Source organism: Psychrobacter sp. TB15 (genome assembly GCF_000511655.1).
GTDB lineage: Bacteria > Pseudomonadota > Gammaproteobacteria > Pseudomonadales > Moraxellaceae > Psychrobacter > Psychrobacter submarinus.
Map to the genome: position 1 here is coordinate 1 of NZ_AYXN01000015.1, position 23,576 is coordinate 23,576.

A 23,576-nucleotide genomic window follows, 5' to 3' on the forward strand; every position below is an offset into this window, starting at 1 on the left:
TTTAGTTTGTTCTCAATGTCCTGTATTTCATTATCAGAGACTTGTCTAAAGTCACAACCCTTAGGCAAGTACTCTCTGATAAGGCCATTGGTATTCTCGTTGGTTCCTCGCTGCCATGACGCATAAGCATCGGCAAAGAAGAAAGGGCTAAAGAGCTTTTGTTTCACCTTCTTATGCTGAGCAAACTCTTTACCATTGTCAGAGGTAATGGTCTTAACCTGCAACCTCACTGGCGCTAAGAGTTCTATCATTGCCTCTGATACTTGCTGTGCTGTTTTATGACCCACACGCTTCATCTTCAGCAGCCCCGTTTTACGTTCAACGAGCGTGACAATCGCTTGCTTGTGATGCTGACCGATAACGGTATCCGCTTCCCAATCTCCAATACGTGAGCGTTCTTCAACAATACAAGGGCGCTCATGAATCGAGACTCTGTCATTGATACGGCCTCGAGTCTCAGCGGTTAGACGCTGCCGGTATGGTTTTCCTTTACGTCTGAGACACTGCCACAATGTACCGCCCTGCCTCTTATCACGCCAAATATAGCGATAAATGCTCATATGACTGATACCAGCATGAACGCCAGATATTTGCTCAGGACTCCAGTTCTCTTTAAGCTTGTCTGTCACCCATGCCCAGAGGTCAGTCACAATAGTTGTGGCGTTGTTAGCCCGTCTGTCACAAGCCTTGTTATTAGCATGCTTTGCTCGGTAACCTCGTAGGCTTTTATTACGCCTAAGCTCTCTTGATATGGTACTGGGACTTCTGTTTAACACCCTCGCTATAAAATTAATACTATGTTTTGCCCCTTTAAGGGCATAAATCTGGTATCGTTCACCTAGGCTTAGATGTGTATAGCTCATGGTTGCAATCTCACTTTGGTCGGTGGATAAAAACTTTGATGCTAGCGCATCTAGGTCTTTTTTTCACCTTGCATTTGGTATTGCACTTCATGTGTTAATCTAAGTGATAAAAAACTTGTAAGATGGATTATCCATACCCATTACAATAGAGTTCAAAACTGTACCGAAACTTAATGAAGAGACATAACAATGACAAAGCATTATGATTATATTTCCATTGGCGGCGGTAGCGGCGGTATTGCCTCCATTAACCGTGCAGCAAGCTATGGCAAAAAGTGCGCGATTATCGAAGCGGAGCAATTAGGCGGCACTTGCGTCAATTGGGGCTGCGTACCCAAAAAGGTGATGTGGTACGGCGCGCAAGTCGCTGAGGCGATTGAGAAGTACGCGCCAGACTACGGATTCGAGGTTGAGTTAAAGAATTTCGATTTTCAAAAACTCATTCAAAGCCGTCAGCAGTACATCGAGAATATCCATCGCTCTTATGACAATAACTTAGCCAAAAATGGCGTGGAAGTGATTAAAGGCTTTGCTAAATTCGTCGATACCAATACCGTAGAGGTCAATGGCGAGCAAATCACTGCTGATCATATTTTGATTGCGACGGGCGGTCATCCTATTTTCCCTGATATCCCAGGCGCAGAGCACGGTATCGATTCTGATGGCTTCTTTGAATTGACTCATTTGCCCAAACGCGTCGCTATCGCAGGCGCAGGCTATATTGCTGTTGAAATCGCAGGCGTACTCAACAGCTTAGGCGCTGAGGTGCATCTATACGTGCGTCAGCATTCGCCGCTACGCTCGTTTGATCATACTATCGTCGAGGCGCTGCTGATAGAGATGGAGCAAGACGGTATTCATCTACATACCAACACTACGCTCACTGAGGTCAATAAAAACGAAGATGGCAGCTTAGAGCTATTTACTAAAGATGGCACGCTAGATACGGTTGATTGTCTGATTTGGGCGATTGGCCGCGCGCCGTCTACTGACAATATCAACTTGGAGGTGACCGGAGTCGAGACGACTGCCAATGGTAAAATCAAAGTCGATAAATTCCAAAATACCAATGTCGATGGTATTTACGCGGTCGGTGACATTATCGAAAACAGCATTGATCTGACACCAGTTGCTATCGCCGCTGGTAGGCGTCTGTCTGAGCGCTTGTTTAACAACAAGACCAATGAGCATTTGGTTTATGATTTGATACCGACGGTTATATTTACTCATCCCGCTATCGGTACTATTGGTTTATCTGAGATTGACGCGGTCAAGCTACATGGCAAAGACAACATTAAGTGCTACACCTCGACCTTTACCTCGATGTATAGCGCCGTGACTCAGCATCGCCAAAAGTGCGTAATGAAGCTGGTGTGCTTAGGTGATGAGGAGAAAATCATTGGCCTACATGGCATCGGTTACGGTGTCGATGAGATGCTGCAAGGGTTTGCCGTAGCAGTGAAGATGGGCGCGACCAAAGCAGACTTTGATAATACCGTTGCTATTCATCCAACCGGTGCAGAAGAGTTTGTGACAATGCGTTAGTGGGCGTTAACGAGCGTTAATGGGCGCTAGATGAGCGTTATAGGCGTTAACAAGTGTTATTGCTGTCACTAGAAGCTGATCAATAAAGAGTAAACATATAGAGTTAAATAACAAAAGGAGTGCCGCTTGGGCACTCCTTTTTTTTCATCGTTTGTATCTCATACCAACCACTATGGCGTCAATACCCATTCGCCATTGACATCACTGACCTTAAAAGCGCCGCTATCAGTACGACTATTGCCACCGATGGTTTGCGTGACATCAGCGGTACACAGATAAGTGTTGTCATCCTCAGTCGTATCACAGCTGACATTGTCTACGCTCTCAAGCGTTGGCATCATACCTGCCATCATGCCGCTCACAGCTTTTGCCATCTCATCATCGCCCGCTTGCACCATTGCATCGTCCATGATGCTATTGGCCTTGTCATACTGCGCCTGAATCAGCTCTTCTACGTCACTATCAGAGGGGCCGCTCGAGCAAGCGGCAAAGAGCGGTGTCAATACAGCGATGATTGCTAATTTTTTTATACGTCTCATCATATTCTCGTTTCGATTAGGTAGTGCTCAAAGTATACCTAAACACCCTTTAAAACCCAACATAATTTCTTTGTCAATAGCACTGCTTTTTATAGCCTTTTATCTTTGCTAGTATCTTGCTCTTTTTATGCCTTAGCCTCAAGTGACTTGCAGACAGTTCAATATCCTTGCTGTTATTATGCCAGTATTCTAATAAACGATAAGAGAGTTGCAAGATGGTAGCCGTCTACCTTTATATTTTACCTGTTGGCTTAGGCATTATGACTTTAGCAGCAAGTTTATTGTTCTTGTTTGCATTTTTGATGTCTGACGACCCTGCGACCCGCTTGCCTGCTTTTAACTGGTTCAAGCGCTTAATCATTGTGGCGTTTATCTTGCTCAGCATTGGGCTGTTTATGACTTTTGGTCACTTTTGGGGCGCATAAAGTAAAGTCCGCTGTTATGCGTTAACGATTTTCTCAAGCTCCAATAGCACTAAGTCATCGCGCTTAGGCTCGCCATTATTGCCATCGACAGGAAACGGCATACTATTACCATTTAGCTGATAACCGCGGCGCTGATAGTAGGCTAATAGCTCAGGGCGGTGACTTAAGATGGACATAGTAAGACGGGTGGGTTGATTGTTACTTTTTAGATGTCTTTCAGCGAAAGTTTCGGCGGCCTGCAATATCACGTTACCGATGCCCGCTCCTTGCAGCTTTGGATGTACGGCAAACATACCGATATAAGCTTTGTTACTATGAGATTTTTTATCTGAACCTGTCTCGACCTTTATATCGACAGCTATGCAGCCCAATAGCTCGCCTATCTCCTTGCCGCCGCGCTCGCCGGTATCGGTCTGTGGATAAACAAAAACATAGTGCTTAGGATTGGCAATGACGCCAGCTAGCTCGTCTGCCGTAGTGCGAATACCGCCCACCAAATCGGCCTCATTGGTCCAGCCTTCATCTTGGCGATAGCAGAGGTTTAAGAGTTGCTCTAAAGCGCTCACATCATTAGCATCCGCTTGCCGCAAAAATACTTTTGCTGCTTTGTCAGCAGTGTCATTGTCAGTTTTTTTGTTTTTCGCGGTATCAGTCATTTGGGTACTCTCTCGGGCTAAACATTACTGCTAATAAAAAGGGCTGACCTAATATACTAGGACAGCCTTTATGATAATTATTAACCGCTAATTAGTCTATGGTGATAGCGCATGGGCTTGCTCGATAATATCGAATCCTGCATTGATTTGAGCGCGGGTTGGCGCATGACCACGGCGTAATAATTCGCTAAAAGCAATCAGCTCTTTGTCTCGGCCTAGGGAGCTGGCGGCACTAGCGCGAGTATTCTCTCCTTCGTCATCAAAATAGTACTCAATGTAATCTAAATCGTCAGGCGTACCAAATAAAATGCCTTTATCTGGCGTCGCGGCATGACCACTATAGCGCAGGCTCTTGCCATATTGCGCCGTCCAAAAGAAAGGAATACGTTCCTCTAGCGTGTTAACGTTATCATCATTCAAGATAGCGCCTGCGGTTACGATACCATGCTGCAAGGCGACGCGCCAATGTTCGATACGCATACGTCCCATCTGATTGGTGGCTTTGGCAATATCGCCTAGCGCATATACACCATCGCGCAGCTGCAACTCGTTATCGACTTGTACGCCATCAGGATCATTTACCTGCTCAAGCAGATCAGTGCGCGGTGCTACTCCTGTACCCAAAATCACCACGTCCGCTGCCAGCGTACTGCCGTCTGACAGTGTGATACTGCTGACGTGACTGCCGTCTCCATCGATGCTCTCAACACCTGCACCAAACACAAAGCGCACCCCATTTTCTTCATGCAGTTTGACGAGCGCATTACTCACCGCCTCAGAGACGATATTGCTCATTACCCGCGCGCTACGACCAACGACAGTGATTGAGGCGGCCTCGCCTGCTTGCGATAACGCCGCTGCAGCTTCCATGCCGATAAACCCAGTACCCACGATGACCACCTGCTTATCTTGGCTGGCCTCTTTGATGGCTTTGGCGTCGCTCATGCTACGTAGCGTAAACACGCCTGCAAGATCAGCACCTTTAAACGGTGGTATCTTAGGTTCAGCGCCGGTCGCCACCACCAAAAAGTCTGCGCTTTGTTTTTCATTATCGCCATTGTTATTTTCGATAATAATGGCGTTCTCATTGGGCAAGACTTCGCTGACTCGCTGATTCAGACGCAAGTCGATATTGTTTCTATCAGCCCAATTTGAGCCGCCTAAAATAAGTTTACTCTCATCCATTTGACCTGCTAAAAACGCTTTGGACAACAAAGGGCGATTATAAGGCGCTTTATTGTCGGCACTGATTAGGGTGATTTTGCCGCCATAACCCGTGTGACGTAGCTGATTGGCGGTCATAAAGCCTGCACCGCCGCCGCCGACGATGATGGTATGCGTATCAGCGAGCTGATCGTTATCTGCTCGTTCGTTGATATTGCTAGTCGTATCAACGATTAAGTTGTCGCCTTGCCTAGTCACGCTATAGCGCGTCAAGCCTTTCATCGCAACCGGCTCTATCAGCGAGCCATCAATACTATCAAAAGTGCCGTGATGCCAAGGACAAATCACGCGATTACCGCAGCGTAGTCCTTCACCTAAGTCCGCGCCTGCATGAGGACATTTACCATCAAAAGCGTTAAACTCATCGCCATCGCGGGTGATTAAAATGATACTATCATCGTCTTGTTTGAACGACTTCATACCGCCATCTTTTATACCCTCTGCGCTAATAGTAATTTTGTTATTGTCAGTCATAAGTTATCCTTAACGTTTGCTATTTCATTATTAGGCATTGATCGTTAGTTGCTTCTACTAGGCTGATTGTGAAGCACTACTTTTTTAATATTGCAGATAAATAAGCACCATTAAAAATGGCGTTATCTTTAATAGTAGCAAGACCACTTGGCGGGCGATGTTTTTTTGTATATCTAGCGCGTTGCAAATCGTAACTTTTCAGCGGTTAATCCAAAACTCGATAGTTTAAGCGTTAAGCGTTTATGCTACTTTACTCAGTGAATCAACCTAAATGTCTTACTATAGTCAATTCACTTTAAGAGTGACATAGCGCTGCTGGAATGAATTTTGCGCAGCCTCTGTGACAACAGCACGCAAGTAAAATTTATACCAGTAGCGCGCTTAGATTTGTAACAATCTTTGTCTGATCTGACTATAATTCTTTTATCACTTATTAAATGACTTTCTTATGACTGCTATAGAGAATCAACATCTTGACCCTGCCACTATCGACTTTGCGGCAGTAACCCATTCCGCTGATCTACCTCAGCCTATGAAGCCACCTATCAAACAGGCGCTCTATAAAGCTAAGCCTGAAGACTTTGTGGTCAATGAGCGGTTAGAGGTAGACTTCACAGGCGAGGGTGAGCACTTGTGGCTACATATCAAAAAATCAGGGATTAATACCGCTTATTTAGCTAAATTACTCTCTGAATGGGCGGACATACCTTTGCGCGATGTCGGCTATTCAGGACTTAAAGATCGCCAAGCGCTAACGACGCAGTGGTTTAGTCTACGGCTGCCTAAAAAACAAAAGCCTGATAGCGACTTTGCGCCTGTAGATATCAAGGAGCATGAGACGGTCAAAATTATCGCTGAGCATTGGCATAATAAAAAATTAAATCGCGGTACGCATAACGCCAATCAATTTGTGATTACTCTACGTGATATTGAGTTTGCAAAAGATCAAACGCTGGGCGATAAATCATCCGTAGAGCAGCACTTACAGACCATCAGCAAGACCGGCGTGCCTAACTATTTTGGTCCGCAGCGCTTTGGTTTTGGTGGTAATAATATCCGCGAAGCGCTAAACCTATTTGCCAGACCGTTAAAAAGCACTTCATCAGCTAAAAAGAAAAATAAACGTAAAAGTGCCGTACGCGAGCAAAACTCGATGGAGTTATCGGCGGCGCGAAGCCTCATTTTTAATCAGATATTGGCCGCTAGAGTGCAAGACGGCAGCTGGAATACAGGATTAAATGGCGAGGTATTTAATCTAAATGGCTCAGGCTCGATATTTGCCAGCGAGCACATGGATGAGACCTTGCAAGCGCGATTGGCCAGCGGTGATATTCATCCAACCGCGGTCATGTGGGGCGCAGGCAATAATAAAGTAGCAGGAGAAGCTGCTAAATTAGAGGACACAGTCGTAAAGCAAGATGCTTTATTGGCGGCCTTAGCAACAGGACTTGAGCAGCGTGAGGTAAAAGCGCAAAGACGAGCACTGCGACTACCGGTTGAGGATTTGAGCTGGCGATGGGCGGATGAGCAAGATGGGGAGCAAACGCTGGTCTTGAGCTTTACGTTGACGACAGGCAGCTTTGCCACTAGCGTATTGGCAAGTGTAGTTGAGCATTTAACGGTACGCTAGCTTATAGACATTTATCTGTCATTAAGTTAACAACTGCGCCTCTATGCTTCCACTGCTAATAAATCATTAGCACTGACCACCTCATTGCGCCCTCTATCTTTGGCTTCGTATAGTGCTTTATCAGCGCTACTGATCAAGTGCTGGCAGATATCCTTTGGTAGCTGCTGCTGAATATCGGATAAAGCGTTAGCAGAACCGCTGGGTTTGTTTTGGCTAAATACTGCTGCTCGCGTGCGCGTCGGTTTCGCTTGTGAGCTGAGTAGCGCTCGTTCTTTTGAGAAGTGCCTGTCTTTGATCACCGTGAGCTCATCAGCCGTTAAGGTATAAATCCCTAAACTCGCAGTCACTTTGACACTATCCTTGTCCTCGGTTTGGATGACGTGTTCAGCGATTCTTACTCGCAACTGCTCAGCGATACTCAGGGTCTCAGCATGTGCTGTATTGGGTAGCACAATCAAAAACTCCTCACCCCCATAACGACTAATGATAGCGTCAGTCGTCGCTAGCGAATCAATTAAGACTTGCGCCACTTCGCGTAATACTTGATCGCCTACATTGTGGCCATAGCTGTCGTTAATTTCTTTAAAAAGATCTAAATCTAATAAAATCACACTATAGTCTTGCGTGGCTGTAGCGTCTGCTAAGGTCTGCTGCATTTGCGTCAAGCCATAACGGCGGTTATCTAAAGTCGTTAGCTCATCTTTATGGGCATGCTCCAAAATCTCCTTTCTACTCTCATCCAAGATATATAGCAGCTTACGAAAAATATAGACGGTAAAAAGCGCTTTAGGAAGTGCCAAATAGACATGAGTTGAGCGCCAAAAAAAAGTCGATGAGCGCTGTAGCTCACTAATATCATCCCAATCCAAGGTCTCTTTTGTGAAAATAAAAGCGGCAATAGCGTTTTCGATAGTCATAATCTCGTTATAAGTGAGATAACTATAAATATCAATCAGCGGAGAGATGACCGGCATTTGCCGCAAATTGGGCAAACTGATACCAAAGTAAGGAGAGATAATGGCCAGTAGCACTAAAAATATCTGTAATAAAAATATACGCCATGCATAACGACGCTTTATAAGCATCATCCCCAAAATAGCACCGCTAATCAGCGATACGCCAGCGACTAGACTACTGTAGCCGACCATGATGATAATAGAAGTGATATAAACCGTATAGAGCAGCACTAATGTAAGCTGCCAACGCAGTAGTTGTTTATAGTTACTTTTTATACGTGATAAATAACCAATCATCCACCACAGCAGCACCCCAGTGATCGTAACGCCTAACCAAAGCGGGTAAAACAGATGCATATCGACATAAGGTTCAACGGTATCTCGGCACAACCATACCACAAAAAACCACAACCAATGCAGAGCGACTTCTATAAAAATAAATAAGGCAAGTAGCGAGGTACGATCGGCTATTTGCCATTCAAATATAATCTGAGAGAGCTTCTTATAGCCTAATTGATATATCGAAATAGCCATGGATACGCAGCCGTATACAGGTTGGTATAAATAAATCGAGTTTTTTATTGATATTATCGAATGTAAAGTGCTGATTCAATAATAAAATCTCAATAGCTCAAAAAACTAACAGGCGCAAGTTTAGGGTTTGTTGAGCATTCGACCGTGGCACTGACAGAGACTATTTTTTAGACGATTTGCAGATAAAAATTGTAAGTATAGTCATTCTATACGTCAGTCTTGTGAATGTTCAACACGCCCTAGCAAGATAATGAATCAAAGGATTGCCAAATCCCTCGCTGCTCTTCATGCAAAGTAGGTACATCACCAAGGCGTCGCCAAGGCATGTTACTACCGTGAAAGTCGCTACCTATAGAGGTGGCTAGCTGATGCTCAGCGATAGTGCGATCGACCATACGCCGAGTGCTGACCGGCTCACTATCAGCCGGTAACTCACAGGCATCGCCGCCAAGCTCGGCAAACTCTTTGATGAGTTTACGCACTCGCGTGGCTGAGAGATGATAGCGGGTAGGATGCGCGAGCACTGCTTTGCCGCCGCATGCATGAATAAGCTCGATACCGCGTGCCATACTCAGCGCCTCAATCGCCACGTAAGCTGGCTTGTGATCTGCCAGATACTTGTCAAATGCCTTTTGTACCGTTTTGACCTCACCGCGCTCAAACAACACTTGCCCAATATGGGCGCGCCCTACTGCTTGCGGATTACCGCCTGCTTTAGTCAGTACATCTTGCCAAAGCTCATCATAATCGATAGCCAAAAGCTCACTGAGTTTTTCGGTGATTCGCTGACCGCGCGTCGCACGGCTGTCTTGCAGGTGCTGCAAGGTGGCATGCATCTGCGCGCGATCAGCAAAATCAAGCCCCACTACATGAATGATCTTGTTGGTGGATTTGTTTTTACCATAACCGCCCGTTAGCGTATGCTCACAACTGATCTCAACGCCGTTAATCAGCTGCATACCACAAGCAGTAGCTGCAGCTCTTGCTTCATCGATACCCAGCAGCGTGTCGTGATCGGTCAAAGCCAATACCTCAACGCCGGCGCTATGAGCACGCTGTACCACCTCAGTAGGCGCATAAGTGCCATCAGAGCAAGTACTGTGACAATGCAAGTCTATCTTCATAAAGCGGGCCTTAAAGTGTTATCGTCAGATCAAAATAAAGAAAGTAAAGGTAACAGCCATATCTGCTTGGTTATATATGGTTATTGCAGCTCTGACTGCTTTTGTTTAGTACAGTAGACGTGTAAACTACACTCTACGTTTTTGTTGGACATCTCATCTGCTATGAAAGCCTTATTAGACTTTATTCCCCTAATTGCCTTCTTCGTTGTTGCTAGGCAAAATGGTATTTTGGCAGCGGCGGGCGCTTTGCTTATCGCTACTGTCATCGTTTATGCCATTCACTTTATTCGCCAAAAAGGCAAATTCGATAAGCAGCAATGGGTGGTGTTATTATTGACCATTGTTTTTTGTGGCGGCACCTTGCTGCTGCGTGATGACGTTTATTTACGTTGGAAGTCCCCTATTATTAATGGCATCTTTGCCTTAACATTGTTTGTCAGCGCCGCTATTAATAAACCCTTAATGCAATTGGCGATGAAAGAGGTCTTCACTCTGACCATGAGCGGCTGGAAAAAGCTGACCGTCGCTTGGGCTTTGTTTTTTGTATTAATGGGTGTGCTTCATTATATCACGGCATTTACGATGTCTGATGAGGCTTGGATTAATTTTAAAACCTACGGCTGGATACCTATTATGCTGGTATTTATTATTGCGCAGTTCGCGGTATTAAAAAACCATATTAATCCGGCCTTGACGGATCAAAAACCTAAATAGCGCTTATTATTCAATGGTTTGCTCATACAACCCCTGAAGCTTATCGTGTTATGAGAGGTTGTTAATGAGCACCGACTATATACGAATAACAGCACTTTACTAAATGCTAATTTTGATAATAATAAGTCGTTATTATTCATTATTCTTATTAAAGGAAACCTAATGCCCTTATTTGTAATTATCGGTCACGATGTGGCAAATAGCAGTGCCCAGCGTAAGATCACGCGGACAGAACACGTCGAGCGCTTGCAAGCTCTAGAGCGCGACAAGCGTCTAATTATCGCTGGTCCCACGCCTATTGAACATGATGCGGCAGCGATGTCAGGTAGTGTTATTATCGCGGATTTTGAGTCGTTAGCAGCAGCGCAAGCTTGGGTCGATGCTGAGCCTTATCTACGCGATGGCGTGTATAGCCATGTCGATGTCAGACCTTTTATCCACACCCTACCTAGCGATAAGGTTTTATCATCGTGAGTCAAACCTCTTTAGTGCCAACTTATATCATCAAGTGCGCTTTGTTTGCTCTACTGGCTATGGCCTTACTGTTCAGCGCTGCTAGTGTGCAAGCGGCATCAGCCGTATCTTCTACAGAGCCAACAACCGCACAATCCGAGCCGGCTGAGACGTCAACGTCAGTGCGACCAGCGGCGACTACCGATGCCGATGGCAAACCAACGCTTGCCACTGAACTACAGCCAACAGACCAAGCGCTATCGGCCGCCAACCAACAGCTACTCAGCCGTAACGCGCAGTTGCAGCGACAAGTCAATGACTTGCAGACACAGGCTAATGTCTTGGTTTATGAGAGCAAAGGTCAGCTGTTTTTATACGGTGCTTTTACAGTGTTGATTAGCTTACTGGTCGGTATTTTTATCTCTTGGCTAGTATTTGTACGCCGAGAGCGCTGGTAGTTTTGCTAATTTTGATAGTTTAGATACCCTTAAGCTGTTCTATGTCTTACTAATCTTGCTAACCTTACAATGTTATTTCATAAATTAAGCTGATATAGTCGGTTATGTCAGCTACCTCCTTTCTTATCTCTCTTAGCCGTTGAGATCTCTATGTCTACTCTTGTCACTAATGTTACCAACACTAGCACTAGCGCTTATGCAAACCCGATTATCCCTGCCAATATCGCATGGCAGAGTGACGATAGCGGTAACCGAGTGCCGGTATCTGGTGAGTTTGGCGATGTGTATTTTTCTCATGCCGACGGCTTAGCTGAGTCGCGTTATGTTTTTATTCAGGGCAATCAGCTTGCTGAGCGCTTGGCCAATCTTAGAGCTCATCAGTGCTTTACTATTGCTGAATTAGGTTTTGGTACTGGCCTTAATCTGCTAGCGGTTTGGCAATTATGGCAACAGCTACGAGTCGAACATCCCAATCTAGACACTGCGCGACTGCATTTTATCACTACCGAGAAGCACCCTATCCTCCTGACAGACTTAAGGCAAATCTTGGGTATGTGGAGCATGCGCGCGCCTGAGCTGGCACAAAATATTGAAAGTTTTTTGGCGGTATACCCTAGCCTTATCGAAGGCTGTCATCGCTTGCATTTCGAGGAGGATAATCTCACCGTTGATATTTGGCTTGGTGAGGCTCAGAGTAGTCTAGCGAAATTAGCGACAGATACTGGAACTACTAGCACTGCGGATACTGAAACTGGAAGCAAACCACAAGTGGATGCTTGGTTTTTAGACGGTTTTGCCCCTTCTTGCAATGAGTCATTGTGGGCAGAGACGATTTTTGCGCAATTGCAGCGTCTCTCCTTTGTTGTCACTACCGCAGCCACTTATAGCTGTGCTGGAGTGGTCAAACGCGGCTTACAAGAGCATGGCTTTACGATAAACAAAGTCAAAGGCTTTGGCCGTAAGCGTGAGATGCTGACTGCCAGAGTCAGTGAGAGTTTGCCGACAACTCCTACTCAAGATAACTCTAAGCGAAGCTCTACCTTAGATAACTATCACTATATCGTTATTGGTGCTGGCGTTGCAGGGCTAATGCTGGCTTGGTCGTTGGCTAATCGCGGCATCAAAGTGACTCTACTGGATAAAACAGCGCCATTAGCAGGGGCATCGGGCAATCCGCGCGCCCTACTCGCACCGAAGATGACGCCACTTCATCACGCTAATGAGCACCTACATACGATCGGTTATCTCTATAGCAGCCGCTTCTATAAACAGCTCAATGAGCAAGCAAAAAAGCTAGATATCGCGCCTATTATCGAGCCGACAGCGGCGCTTGATTTACTACTAAAGGCTAATATCGACAGTAGTCAGATTAGTGCTTACCCTGATGATTTAGCGACAACCTTGCCAGCTAGCAAAGCAAGTGAATTGTCAGGATTAACGGCGCAGGATTTGACTGAGAACTTATATCTACCGCAGTCAGGTCTAATCAATCCGCAAGCATTAAAGGACGTTATTCTGGCTCATCCACTGATTCGCTTTAAACGCTTAGAAGTGACTCAGATAGACGAGCAAAAAGACCATATCAGCGTTAGCGGTCACAATCATACAGAACAAAGCGCTAGTACAATCACACTACAAGCAGTAAATGTAGTAATTTGCGCCGCGTTTGAGAGTCATCAGTTAGACGAGCGTATTTTTGATTGTCGTAAGATACGTGGGCAGCTGTCTTGGTTTACGCCGACTGCTAAACAGCTTGGCAGTCTACCGAAACTACCGCTTAAATATGGCGGGTATTGTAGTCTATTTACGCCAAAAACTGGCGATGCTAAGTTAAATCCTGTAGCAGAAGGAGAGTCGCAGTTTTTATTGGGTGCAAGTTTTGTGCGTAATGATATTGATACTAGTGTAAGAGCAGATGAGCATGAGGTTAGCCGTGATAAATTAATCACAGCTATTCCTGAGCTTGACGCTATTGTTCCAAGCGATATGCAGTCTTGGCAAGCGCGCGCAGGCGTACGCACGCAAACGCCAGACTATCATCCTATCGTTGGTCAACTAACGGGCAGTCAGCGCCTATGGGTAATGAGTGCGATGGGCGCAAAAGGCTATGCCTTTGCACCGGTATGTGCCGAGGCTTTGGCTGATATTATGTTAGGAGCGTTTGCGCCTTTATCAAGCGAGATGATGAGCAAGTTATCGCCGAATCGTAAACGCCTGCAGACGCCACTAACCTCATAGCGAGAGCAACTGATGCCTTATCAACAAACCACCCTAACCCTACCCGCCTACTCGCGCGGTATTCATATTATTACGCCGCAGATTAACCAAGCTATCGACAAGCTGATATCGAGAGATACAAAAATAGGCTTAGTGCATCTATTTTTGCAGCATACCTCAGCCAGCCTTGCTATCAATGAAAATGCCGACCCTGATGTGCGCTTAGATACTGAAGATTGGCTTAATAAAGTTGCGCCCGCCGATCAGCCCCATTATCGTCATACACTTGAGGGAAGCGACGACTTGCCTGCACACTTTAAAAGCATAATGCTTGGGGTGAGCTTAACCATACCACTTGTGAATGGCGCGTTAGGACTCGGTACTTGGCAAGGAATTTATTTGTGCGAGCACCGAGATTATGGTGGTAAGCGCCGAGTGGTTATTACGGTCAGCAGTTAAGTTTGTACAAAATAAAAAAGTGGTTAGCTTAGGGTGGGCTTAAATTTAACTCATCTGTTACGTGTTACAGCGCTTGTATATCAATAATAAGGCATCGATTATGAAAAACTTATCTACGACTCAGCCTAAAACTCGCCTACTACCTATTATGGCTTTAGGTATAGCAAGCTTCGCATTGATAGCTTGCCAACAAGAGCCTGAAACTGAAACGGTAGTCATTGAGGAGTCAGCCGCGCCTGTAGCAACAACAGTTGAAGAAACCGATGTCAATAATGAAGAAAATGAGCAAAAATCGGCGACAATTGTAGAAGAGACGTCAAGCGAGCATGATATTGAGCTTGAGTCACTTGAGGACGACCTTGGCGCAGCAGGAGTGACGACTAACACAGAGACCAGCAGCCCAAACCCAGAGCAGGCGATAAAAGGCACGCAGATTACCGATGTAGAGTATCGCAGTGCTAGTGGTGAGAGCCTATCGGTAGTTTTTGAGACATCAGCGACAGGTGTTTTGAATGCGATTGTTACCCTACCTAATAGACCTAAACTGACCTTGAGCGCGCCAGAGGGTCAAGGTAATAACCCTACTTATCGCTCCAAGGATGGTAGCATAGAGCTGGTCAGTCATGGCGGCGGTAGTAGTATAGATCTAATAGAAAACGGCAATATCACAAGTTATGAAGCGACTAGCGCTGAGGCGGAAGTAGTGACTCAGACTTAGTGTTTATGATTGGCTGACTTAAAAAGAGTCAGACTCATAGTTTCAGCCTAAGAAAATAAGCCGATTAACCCGTTGATTACGGTCCAAAGTCCCAGCACCACAAAGACAATAATAATAAGCCCCAAAATATCAGGAATATGCAAGTATATCCAAGCGACGACTGGATTGCGCCAAATCGCACTCTGCCGCTGCTTATCCTCTAGGCTCTGATGCAAAAACGGCCGATCTAGATGAGTGGTCTCAGTAATGCCATACTCGTCTTGCAAATGCTGATGAACGATAGTCAAAGTCTTACGACTTGGGCGAATAAAGATATCGAGTAAGGTGCCAATACCGGGCACGATACCCACTACCGTATCAACCAGTGCCAGCTGTACCGCTGGGGTCATTTTATTGGCAGGAACGCCTAATTGCCGGCCTAAAATAAACGCATAACTGGTCAATATCAGTCCGGCTATATCACCTGCTAGTGGAATGGTGGATAGCGCCGCATCCGCACCTAAGCCCTGCTTAGTGAAAGGTATGCGCACCACCGAATCCATAGTATTAGCGAATTTGGCAAGCTTACGCTCAGTAGCAATAACCTCTTCGCGGGTCAAGCCATGCTCAGCAAGATTAATCTCGTAAGCTGTTTGTACTTCATTAACTACAGGCTTCTTAGTCGAGCGTCGCTTTAATGACTCAGAGAATTTACCCATTGAAAGTCGTCCATAGACAAAAGATAGCGGTTAAGACAAAGACGTAACGCCCGACCCAGATATTGGCCAAAAAAGCTTGGAAACAAGGTATCGGCTGACGGCTAGCGCAGGCGCTGTTTTGCTTAGCGAACATCATTGCTACTAAGGCTAAGCCAAAGACAGGAATGATATTTAAGCTCGTTGGGGCAAAATAATGCCACAATACCACGCCCATTATCAGCAAAAACAATACTTGTAGAATAGAGATGATAACGATATCAAAACGGCCAAAGAGTATCGCGGTGGATTTGACCCCAATCTTTAGATCGTCTTCGCGATCTGCCATCGCATACTGGGTATCGTAGGCCACCGTCCAGCACATATAAGCGATAAACAACAGCCAACACCAAATATCAGGCGCGCCTTGTACCGCCACATAAGCCATTGGAATCGCCCAACCAAAGGCGGCAGCTAAGAACACTTGCGGCAGATGGGTGAAGCGCTTCATAAACGGATAAATAAACGCTAGCACTACTGCACCAAGCGACCAATAGAACACTTGTATCGGTAAAAAAAACAATAAACAAGCACTGAGAGTCACCAATATTAAAAACGCGGCGACTGCCTCACGACCTGACAGACGACCGTCAGCAAGCGGCCTGCCTTTCGTGCGCGTCACATGACCATCGACTTTACGATCGGCAAAATCATTAATCGCGCAGCCTGCCGCCCGCATCAAAATCGCCCCAAGCGCAAAGATAATAAATACTTTTAGACTAGGCAAGCCGGCCACCATGCCCTGCTTTTGCGCCTGCCCCATCGCTGCTAGCATCACACCCCACAGCGTCGGCCAAAGTAGCAGCTCTATACCGACTGGTTTATCAAAGCGCGTCAACTGCATATAGGCATGCAGCTTGTCTTTTAGGCTTAACTCTAAGGGCGTACTACTCATAACTTTGATGCTCTTTATAGGTTCTCATACAGACTATTGGCTTCGATTAACGACAACTCAGGATACTGCTTACGTAATGCCTTGATTGCTGCAACTTTATTGTCTTGGACGTTTTGCTGACGTAGATAGGTCATATATTCTTGCGGAGTGCGTAGCTTTTTAAGCTCGCCTTCTAAACGCAAAATACGGGTGCGCAAAAATATATTTATTAATAATAATGCGGCTCCTACTGCCCAAACTATGATGGTTAACATCGCTCTCTCCTAAGCTGACTGCTACTAAAGATCAATATAAACATAATGGCTCATATTCCACTAAACGAAATAACCATCAAAGCGGACGGCTGCATTATGCCAACTCTCATCGGGATTTTGCTGAGACAAAAATGGCGCTTGCTGCGGACGCTTGACGATAACCCGTCCTCGTCCTTCTTGATTATCGGCCACCACGGCCTGCGCTTTATTTAGTAATGCCATCTCTTCATCTAAAGTCGGCGGATGAGCGAGGTGATGCAGCGCTTGCATCTGCTTGCCGACTTTTGCGCCTTTGCCAGTCTTACTATCTTGATAGCTGTCTTCTGGAAACATCGGATCTAAATAAACGACATTAACGGCTACGGCTTGGTCAGTCGTGTTTTTTTGCAATTGAGCAAAATAACTTAGTGCGTCCGTGTTGATAATAGTTAAGCGCGCCATCAGTTTTTGCCAGTTGGGCTGTGCACTCATGCGCTGCTGCTCACTGAATAGTAATAATGCCATAAGCGGCTCTTGCTCGAGCATGGTGACTTGTGCGCCGGTGCTGGCCAATATCAAACTGTCATGACCAAAGCCTGCGGTTGCGTCTATCACTTGGCTGTCTGCGCTGATTTTTGCCGCCCTTAATATCAGCTCCGACTTACGCCCGGCGCTCACTACCCGCCGCTGCAATTTATCCCACTCTGGTGCTACGCTGAGACCATCCTTTAATAAGGATAGTTTATTTTTGTTATCCAATAACAAAGCGGCTTGCTCGCCTTCAGCATTTAGTGCTGCTAACCGCTGTTTTATTTTACCTTTAATGCGCTCTACAGCGAGCGTTATTGGCAGTTGATTATCAGCAATTAATGTCTGCAGGCGCTCAACAGCGGCAAGCTGCGAGTGGTCAACATAAAGTAGTTTTATCATTTTATCCGGCAAACTGATACCCAAACACCCAAGCTGCTAGTAACACGATAACGCCGGTGACAATGCGTAACCAAGCAAAAATAGTAAAGTCGCGGCGACTTACCCAAGCAACCAACCAGCGTATGCATAGCAGCGCTACGATAAAGGACACGACCGTGCCTATCGCTAATACCAGCCAATCTTCACTGCTAGCCAGTACCTCATGATGCTTCGCTAAATCAAGCAAGCCTGCACCAACGATCACTGGGATACCTAAAAAGAAAGAAAACTCTGCCGAAGCCTTACGCGAAACGCCAAGCCAAAGCGCACCGATAATGGTTGCGCCCGAGCGCGAGGTGCCTGGTATTAACGCTAAACATTGACATAGACCTATCATTAGCGCGGTCTTAAAACTCACCTCTTCTGCCTCTTTGGCGATAATCGTTTTCGGGCGCTTTTCGACATAAAATATCAGCAGACCACCGATGATGAGCATAATAGCGACAACAATAGGATTAAACAGGTACGCCTTGATCTGATCGGCGAAAGTAAAGCCAACGATCATCACCGGAATAGTGGCGACAATCAAACTAAGCCCGAGCTGACGCGGATTGCCCATCGTTTCAGACTTACCGGTTATCAGCCCTATCAGCGCTTGCCACAGCCTGCCCCAATAGTCGTAAATAACCGCGAGAATAGCGCCTAGCTGTACCACGACGACGAACAGATCGACCTTTTCTTTGGTCCAAAAGCCCATGATATCAGCAGATAAAATCAGATAGCCGGTGCTAGAGATGGGTAAAAACTCAGTGATACCTTCTACGATACCCATGATGACGGCTTGAATAAATAAAATAATGTCCACGTACGCTTTCCTAACCACAGACGTAGCGCCTGCTCGATATGATGATATAGTTAATTAAAAACAATGTTGTCATGAATTGAAGGGCGCTACTGGTATAAGCCCTCCTTGCGTGCTGCTTTTATTCGATGCTGCGCAAAATTCATCCCAGTAGCGCTACAACATTTTTATATTGAATATTTTTTGTTAAAAAAAACAAATAGATAACCGTTAAGCCCCTTAAGCTTTGCCTTGCTCTTTTAGAGTCTTCCAAGCCTGATTACGCAGATACTTTGGCAATGCGCCTGCCGCCTCTGTACCGCCCTCCGCCATAAACTTTGCGATACCAATTTGGCCAATGATCACCGCATCTGGCCAAATATCGTCATGCATGATTTGCTCATCTTGCAAAGTGAGTAAGCTTGCGCCATTGCCTACTATCGGCAAATTATTATCCGTTTGACGCTCATAATCTAATAAGCGCTCCGTACCGTTCTCTTCATCCGCATTACCTTTAGCAGTAGTCAGCATGGGCTGCATAATCGCACTTCGACTGTCGTTATCTGCTAGCGCATACTCACCAAAGTATACTTGATGCATACGCGCATCAAGAGCACTATAAACGTGCGTTAAGCCGTATTGCTGATATGCACTCTGCGCGATAGCCTGCAAACTCGATACGCCGACACAAGGCAAATCATGCGCCACCGATAGCGCTTGTATCACCGCAGTATTGATACGAATACCACTAAAAGCGCCTGGGCCACGATTGAATATCAGTGCCCGCATATCGCTAAGCGGCAAGTCGCTAGCCTGCAAAGCCGCTTCTATCATCGGCAGTATTTGCCGCGTTTGCTCACGTTTGCCTTTTTCGGTTTGGCTAAAGACAACTTGCCCTTCGCCATCCAATATGGCGACCGAACACTGATCAAACACGGTATCCATAGCTAAAAACATCATGACCTCGGCTTATGTTAAAGACTTCATTTTTTGCTAGCAAATTGGTAGTTATAAATAGCGCTTATCATAACACAAAGCCTCAAAGCTAAAGCTAGCTTTGAGGCTTTGTCATGCATCACTATAATATTTATTAAAAGCGCTTTTTAAAGCCCTTTGGCATCTGATTTTGCATATCCGCCATTTGCTTTTGCATGTCTTCCGCGCTTGGCATATTGTTAGGATCGAGACCCATCTGCTTAGCCATTTCGGCTTGATTGACATTTTTCATGCCGCCTTGCCCTTTGGCACTACCGCCGCCGAATAACGGACCACCGCCACCCGCTGCGCCGCCACCGCCCATTAGCCCTTGCATCGACTTCATCATTTTACTGATGCCTTCTGGCTTTGAGATCATTTTCATCATCTTTGCCATTTGCTTGTGCTGCTTGAGCAAACGGTTGACGTCTTGAATCTCACGCCCAGAGCCTGCGGCAATACGGCGCTTGCGGCTTGGGTTGATCTTATCTGGGTTTTTACGCTCAAACGGCGTCATCGAATTGATAAGCGCTTCCATCTCACGCACTTTTTCTTCAGGCTTAGCGTCTTCGACGGCCTTTTGCATATCAGAGCCGCCCATACCCGGCATCTTATCTAAAAACCCTGCCATACCGCCCATACTCTTCATTTGCTGAAACTGGGTCAATAGATCCTCAAGGTCGAAGTCACCGCCCTTTTGCATCTTTTTCGCCATTTTTTCAGCTTTATCACGGTCAATCTTTTGCTCGACCTCTTCTACTAGGCTGAGTACGTCACCCATGCCAAGGATACGCTGGGCGATACGCTCAGGATGGAAGGCCTCAAGCGCGTCTAACTGCTCGCCGCGTCCTAAGAACTTGATAGGCTTACCGGTGATAGCGCGTACTGATAACGCCGCACCGCCGCGCGCATCACCATCAGTTTTGGTGAGGATAACGCCCGTTAATGGCAGCGCATCGTTAAAGGCCTTAGCGGTATTAGCCGCATCTTGCCCAGTCATGGCATCAACGACGAACAGCGTCTCAGACGGATTGACCGCCGCCGTTAGCGCTTTAATTTCGTTCATCATCGCCTCATCGATGGCAAGGCGGCCGGCGGTATCGATGATCAAGATGTCTTGATATTGAATTTTTGCCTCTTCGATAGCGCGCTTGGCAATTTCAATTGGATCTTCTTCCACCGTAGAATTGACAAACTTAGCATTCACTTGCCCGGCGACTTGCTCAAGTTGCTTAATCGCGGCTGGACGATAGACGTCGGCTGAGACCAGCATGACTTTTTTCTTTTGCCGCTCTTGTAAGTACTTGGCAAGCTTACCGGCAGTGGTGGTTTTACCCGCCCCTTGTAGACCGGCGAGCAAGTAAACGACTGGCGGCTTACCCGTCATCTCTAGTTGCTGATTGGCGCTGCCCATCATCTCGGTCAGCTCGTCATGGACGATTTTGACAAAGGCTTGGCCCGGCGCCAGCTCTTTTAGCACCTCAGCACCCAGTGCCTGCTCTTTGACACGTTTGACAAAGTCACGGGTGACAGGTAGCGCCACGTCAGCCTCTAGTAATGCCATACGCACTTCGCGCAGCGTATCTTTGATATTGTCTTCGGTAAGCTGTCCGGTACCAGCGATATTGCGCAAACTCGATGATAAGCGTTCGGTTAAGGTATCAAACATAAGTATGTCTCGTATTTCAGTGAATGTTTTAACGTGTTCTGTGTTCTGTGTTCTGTGTTCTGTGTTCTGTGTTCTGTGTTCTGTAGCTTATAACAAATAAATGATTACTAAATAGGGATTGGACTTTATAGACCAGCTTCGTATATCAGCGGTAACGAGCCATTGCTAGTTTAACTCGACATAATAGTCCTAAAGCGAGAATAAAATAAAGGTATAGCCAATCCACTATAAGATAAATACAGTGCTACTGTAGCTGTACTCTTTGTCTTTAGGATGAGCTGTATCAAAACTTATAGCAAAAATAATAAATGAGATGATTCTCAATTAGAGACCATTTTATGATAAATTGAACGATTATTCTAATCATATCATTTTAGCAGTCACTTGAGCGCCGCTAAGTCATAATAGCGATAGTTTTGCGCCGCTGCTACTTCATGAGGCATGCCTGTGTTACTTGCGTTTGTGATTGCCAGTACGGCTTATATTGTGGTCAGTCTTTATATCGGCTGGGCGTTGACGACGAATAGAGTTATCCATAAATCCGTTAGCCTTGCGCTGCTATTAATCGGGATGCTTGCTCATGCAGTGCTGCTATATCCTTATATTGTCACGCTTTATGGTTTAAATTTTAATCTATTTAACGTCCTTAGTCTAACCAGTTTGTTTTTCTTACTTTTTTACGTGCTGTTCTCATTGTACCGCCCTATTATCAGTTTAGGGATTTTGGCGGCGCCTACTGCATTGCTAGGTATGACCGCAGGCTATGTCGGCCGCGCGCCCTATCAGCCGTTAACTGAGGTCAGCTTAGGCCTAGAGACACATATTATCCTCTCCTTTGCTGCTTACTGTGTGCTACTGATGGCTGCGGTACAAGCGCTGTTTTTACGCCTACAAATTCGTGAGCTTAAGCACAAAACCATCCATCGCTTTTGGGTCAATAAATTACCCTCCCTACAAAGTATGGAAGGTTTACTATTCGATATGATCTTAGTCGGCTTTGTACTGCTGAGCGTAGCGCTAGGTATCGGGTTTATCTACGTTGAAGACCTGATGGCACAGCACATCGCCCACAAAACCGTATTCAGCGTCCTGTCTTGGTTGCTATTTGGCTTATTATTAATAGGCAATTGGCGCGGCGGCCTACGCGGCAAACGTGCTGCCAATATGACCATTTATGCGTTTATCTTATTGGCAATTGGCTTTATTGGCAGCAAGTTTGTATTAGAAATGCTGCTATAGTTGGTATTTTCAAGCAGCAAACATAAAAAGGCCGCCAGTCATAATAGAAAATGACTGGCGGCCTTTTTACTGACTTACAGTGATTTCAGCACTATTTAATTAAATACCTTAATTAAACACCACGGTCTTATTACCAGCGACTATCACTCGGTTTTGGACGTGCCAATTGACCGCGCGCGCTAACACATTGCGCTCAATATCTCGACCAATAGCGCGTAATTCTGTTACCCCTTGTCTGTGGGTGACGCGGTGCACATCTTGCTCAATAATAGGACCTTGATCGAGCTCGGCGGTAACATAATGAGCCGTCGCGCCAATCAATTTTACGCCTTTCTCATAAGCCTGCCGATACGGATCTGCACCGACAAACGCCGGCAAGAATGAGTGATGGATATTAATCACCTGCATCGGCCAGCGTTTGACAAAATCGGACGACAATATCTGCATATAACGCGCCAATACCAATAAGTCATTGCCTGCCATCAGCGTATGAATCTGCTCTTCGGCATCTGCTTTGTTGTCCTTCATCACCGGTACATGATGAAAAGTGATGCCAAAGTTTTCTACCGCTTGGCGCAGGTCAGGATGGTTGCTGACCACACACGTAATATCACAATCGAGCAAGCCGCGCTGATGACGCCATAATAAGTCCAATAATGCATGATCGAACTTTGACACTAAGATACCGACTTTGGTCTTGATGGCATTGTTGTGTAGCCGCCACGTCATGTTGTGGCGCTTAGCAACCGTATGCGCAAAACTGGCCTCAAAGTTATCCATAATTTCGCTCAAGCCTGCCAAAGCAAACTCTAAACGCATAAAGTACTGCCCGCCCTCATGCGCGGTGGAGTACTGATCTAAGGTGATGATGTTCGCGCCATAGCGATGAATAAATTCAGATACCGCTTGCACGATGCCCGCTTGATCGCGGCACTTAATGAGTAGCGTCGCGGTATCAATAACATCAGTAGATAGTACATTTTGAGAAGTTTTGCTCGACTTTATGCTTGCTGTAGCAGTCGTGGTATTGTCTGACATAGTGCGCCCAATTAAAAATGAAACGTAGCCTGCCATCAGTTAAAAGTATTCTAA

The 23,576-nt window shown here is 45.9% G+C and carries 24 protein-coding genes; 10 read left to right on the plus strand and 14 right to left on the minus strand.

What is annotated here, in order from left to right:
• On the minus strand, positions 1-863 hold an 863-nt coding region (locus tag W234_RS0102815), incomplete at its 3' end, for an IS30 family transposase (protein WP_025644112.1).
• Positions 864-1,052: 189 nt separating this feature from the next.
• Between W234_RS0102815 and gorA the strand changes: the two genes are divergently transcribed.
• The gene (gorA, locus tag W234_RS0102820; protein WP_025644532.1) at positions 1,053-2,408 is read left to right on the plus strand and encodes a glutathione-disulfide reductase; all 1,356 of its coding nucleotides are present in this window, start codon (positions 1,053-1,055) and stop codon (positions 2,406-2,408) included.
• 170 nt (positions 2,409-2,578) lie between these two features.
• Here gorA and W234_RS0102825 read toward each other — a convergent pair whose 3' ends face one another.
• Complete coding sequence (locus W234_RS0102825; RefSeq protein WP_025644534.1) at positions 2,579-2,947, minus strand: hypothetical protein; 369 nt, start codon at positions 2,945-2,947, stop codon at positions 2,579-2,581.
• A gap of 215 nt (positions 2,948-3,162) precedes the next feature.
• Here W234_RS0102825 and W234_RS0102830 point away from each other — a divergent pair, with 215 nt between their 5' ends.
• Entirely contained in the window at positions 3,163-3,372 is a 210-nt protein-coding gene (locus W234_RS0102830) for a hypothetical protein (RefSeq protein ID WP_025644536.1), read from the plus strand.
• 14 nt (positions 3,373-3,386) lie between these two features.
• On the opposite strand, the gene W234_RS0102835 is transcribed toward W234_RS0102830, so the two are convergent.
• A complete protein-coding gene (locus tag W234_RS0102835; protein ID WP_025644538.1) occupies positions 3,387-4,028 on the minus strand; it encodes a GNAT family N-acetyltransferase in 642 nt (213 codons plus the stop codon).
• A gap of 96 nt (positions 4,029-4,124) precedes the next feature.
• Positions 4,125-5,726, minus strand: a complete 1,602-nt coding sequence (locus W234_RS0102840; protein WP_025644541.1) for an FAD-dependent oxidoreductase — start codon at positions 5,724-5,726, stop codon at positions 4,125-4,127.
• A gap of 448 nt (positions 5,727-6,174) precedes the next feature.
• On the opposite strand from W234_RS0102840, the gene truD reads away from it, so the two are divergent.
• Positions 6,175-7,356: a tRNA pseudouridine(13) synthase TruD gene (gene truD / locus W234_RS0102845; protein WP_025644543.1), complete on the plus strand. Its 1,182-nt coding sequence runs from the start codon at positions 6,175-6,177 to the stop codon at positions 7,354-7,356.
• Positions 7,357-7,397: 41 nt separating this feature from the next.
• Here the strand turns inward: truD and W234_RS0102850 are convergent, their stop codons facing one another.
• Entirely contained in the window at positions 7,398-8,846 is a 1,449-nt protein-coding gene (locus W234_RS0102850) for a sensor domain-containing diguanylate cyclase (protein ID WP_025644545.1), read from the minus strand.
• Between the two features lie 239 nt (positions 8,847-9,085).
• Positions 9,086-9,970, minus strand: coding sequence for a PHP domain-containing protein (locus tag W234_RS0102855; protein ID WP_025644546.1), 885 nt, complete (start codon positions 9,968-9,970; stop codon positions 9,086-9,088).
• Positions 9,971-10,132: 162 nt separating this feature from the next.
• Here W234_RS0102855 and ispZ point away from each other — a divergent pair, with 162 nt between their 5' ends.
• The 6 genes from ispZ (at position 10,133) to W234_RS0102885 (ending at position 14,989) form a co-directional block, all read left to right on the plus strand.
• Complete coding sequence (gene ispZ / locus W234_RS0102860; protein ID WP_025644548.1) at positions 10,133-10,684, plus strand: septation protein IspZ; 552 nt, start codon at positions 10,133-10,135, stop codon at positions 10,682-10,684.
• Between the two features lie 162 nt (positions 10,685-10,846).
• Positions 10,847-11,158: a YciI family protein gene (locus tag W234_RS0102865; protein ID WP_025644550.1), complete on the plus strand. Its 312-nt coding sequence runs from the start codon at positions 10,847-10,849 to the stop codon at positions 11,156-11,158.
• A complete protein-coding gene (locus W234_RS0102870; RefSeq protein ID WP_025644552.1) occupies positions 11,155-11,595 on the plus strand; it encodes a hypothetical protein in 441 nt (146 codons plus the stop codon). Before W234_RS0102865 ends, W234_RS0102870 begins: the two co-directional genes overlap by 4 nt.
• Positions 11,596-11,745: 150 nt before the next feature.
• Complete coding sequence (gene mnmC / locus W234_RS0102875; RefSeq protein WP_025644554.1) at positions 11,746-13,833, plus strand: FAD-dependent 5-carboxymethylaminomethyl-2-thiouridine(34) oxidoreductase MnmC; 2,088 nt, start codon at positions 11,746-11,748, stop codon at positions 13,831-13,833.
• Between the two features lie 12 nt (positions 13,834-13,845).
• Positions 13,846-14,271, plus strand: coding sequence for a secondary thiamine-phosphate synthase enzyme YjbQ (locus tag W234_RS0102880; RefSeq protein ID WP_025644556.1), 426 nt, complete (start codon positions 13,846-13,848; stop codon positions 14,269-14,271).
• A gap of 100 nt (positions 14,272-14,371) precedes the next feature.
• Complete coding sequence (locus W234_RS0102885) at positions 14,372-14,989, plus strand: hypothetical protein (RefSeq protein WP_025644558.1); 618 nt, start codon at positions 14,372-14,374, stop codon at positions 14,987-14,989.
• Positions 14,990-15,036: 47 nt separating this feature from the next.
• On the opposite strand, the gene W234_RS0102890 is transcribed toward W234_RS0102885, so the two are convergent.
• From W234_RS0102890 to ffh, 7 genes are all read right to left on the minus strand, one after another.
• A complete protein-coding gene (locus W234_RS0102890; protein ID WP_025644560.1) occupies positions 15,037-15,687 on the minus strand; it encodes a DUF4112 domain-containing protein in 651 nt (216 codons plus the stop codon).
• Positions 15,680-16,618 carry a 4-hydroxybenzoate octaprenyltransferase gene (gene ubiA / locus W234_RS0102895; protein WP_037058772.1) on the minus strand — a complete coding sequence of 313 codons (939 nt, stop codon included), beginning with the start codon at positions 16,616-16,618 and terminating at the stop codon, positions 15,680-15,682. The genes W234_RS0102890 and ubiA overlap by 8 nt, the downstream gene beginning before the upstream one ends.
• 14 nt (positions 16,619-16,632) lie before the next feature.
• Positions 16,633-16,872: a hypothetical protein gene (locus tag W234_RS0102900; protein WP_025644564.1), complete on the minus strand. Its 240-nt coding sequence runs from the start codon at positions 16,870-16,872 to the stop codon at positions 16,633-16,635.
• A 60-nt stretch (positions 16,873-16,932) separates the two neighbouring features.
• On the minus strand, positions 16,933-17,781 hold the full coding sequence (locus W234_RS0102905) for a class I SAM-dependent methyltransferase (protein ID WP_025644566.1): 849 nt from the start codon (positions 17,779-17,781) through the stop codon (positions 16,933-16,935).
• 1 nt (position 17,782) lies between these two features.
• Positions 17,783-18,625, minus strand: coding sequence for an undecaprenyl-diphosphate phosphatase (locus W234_RS0102910; RefSeq protein WP_025644568.1), 843 nt, complete (start codon positions 18,623-18,625; stop codon positions 17,783-17,785).
• Positions 18,626-18,841: 216 nt separating this feature from the next.
• On the minus strand, positions 18,842-19,558 hold the full coding sequence (gene tsaB / locus W234_RS0102915) for a tRNA (adenosine(37)-N6)-threonylcarbamoyltransferase complex dimerization subunit type 1 TsaB (protein WP_051397401.1): 717 nt from the start codon (positions 19,556-19,558) through the stop codon (positions 18,842-18,844).
• Positions 19,559-19,691: 133 nt separating this feature from the next.
• The gene (ffh, locus tag W234_RS0102920) at positions 19,692-21,245 is read right to left on the minus strand and encodes a signal recognition particle protein (protein ID WP_025644572.1); all 1,554 of its coding nucleotides are present in this window, start codon (positions 21,243-21,245) and stop codon (positions 19,692-19,694) included.
• A gap of 447 nt (positions 21,246-21,692) precedes the next feature.
• Between ffh and W234_RS0102925 the strand changes: the two genes are divergently transcribed.
• Complete coding sequence (locus W234_RS0102925; RefSeq protein ID WP_025644574.1) at positions 21,693-22,484, plus strand: inner membrane protein YpjD; 792 nt, start codon at positions 21,693-21,695, stop codon at positions 22,482-22,484.
• 108 nt (positions 22,485-22,592) lie between these two features.
• Here W234_RS0102925 and purU read toward each other — a convergent pair whose 3' ends face one another.
• Complete coding sequence (gene purU, locus W234_RS0102930; RefSeq protein WP_084212606.1) at positions 22,593-23,522, minus strand: formyltetrahydrofolate deformylase; 930 nt, start codon at positions 23,520-23,522, stop codon at positions 22,593-22,595.
• Positions 23,523-23,576 lie beyond the last annotated feature (54 nt).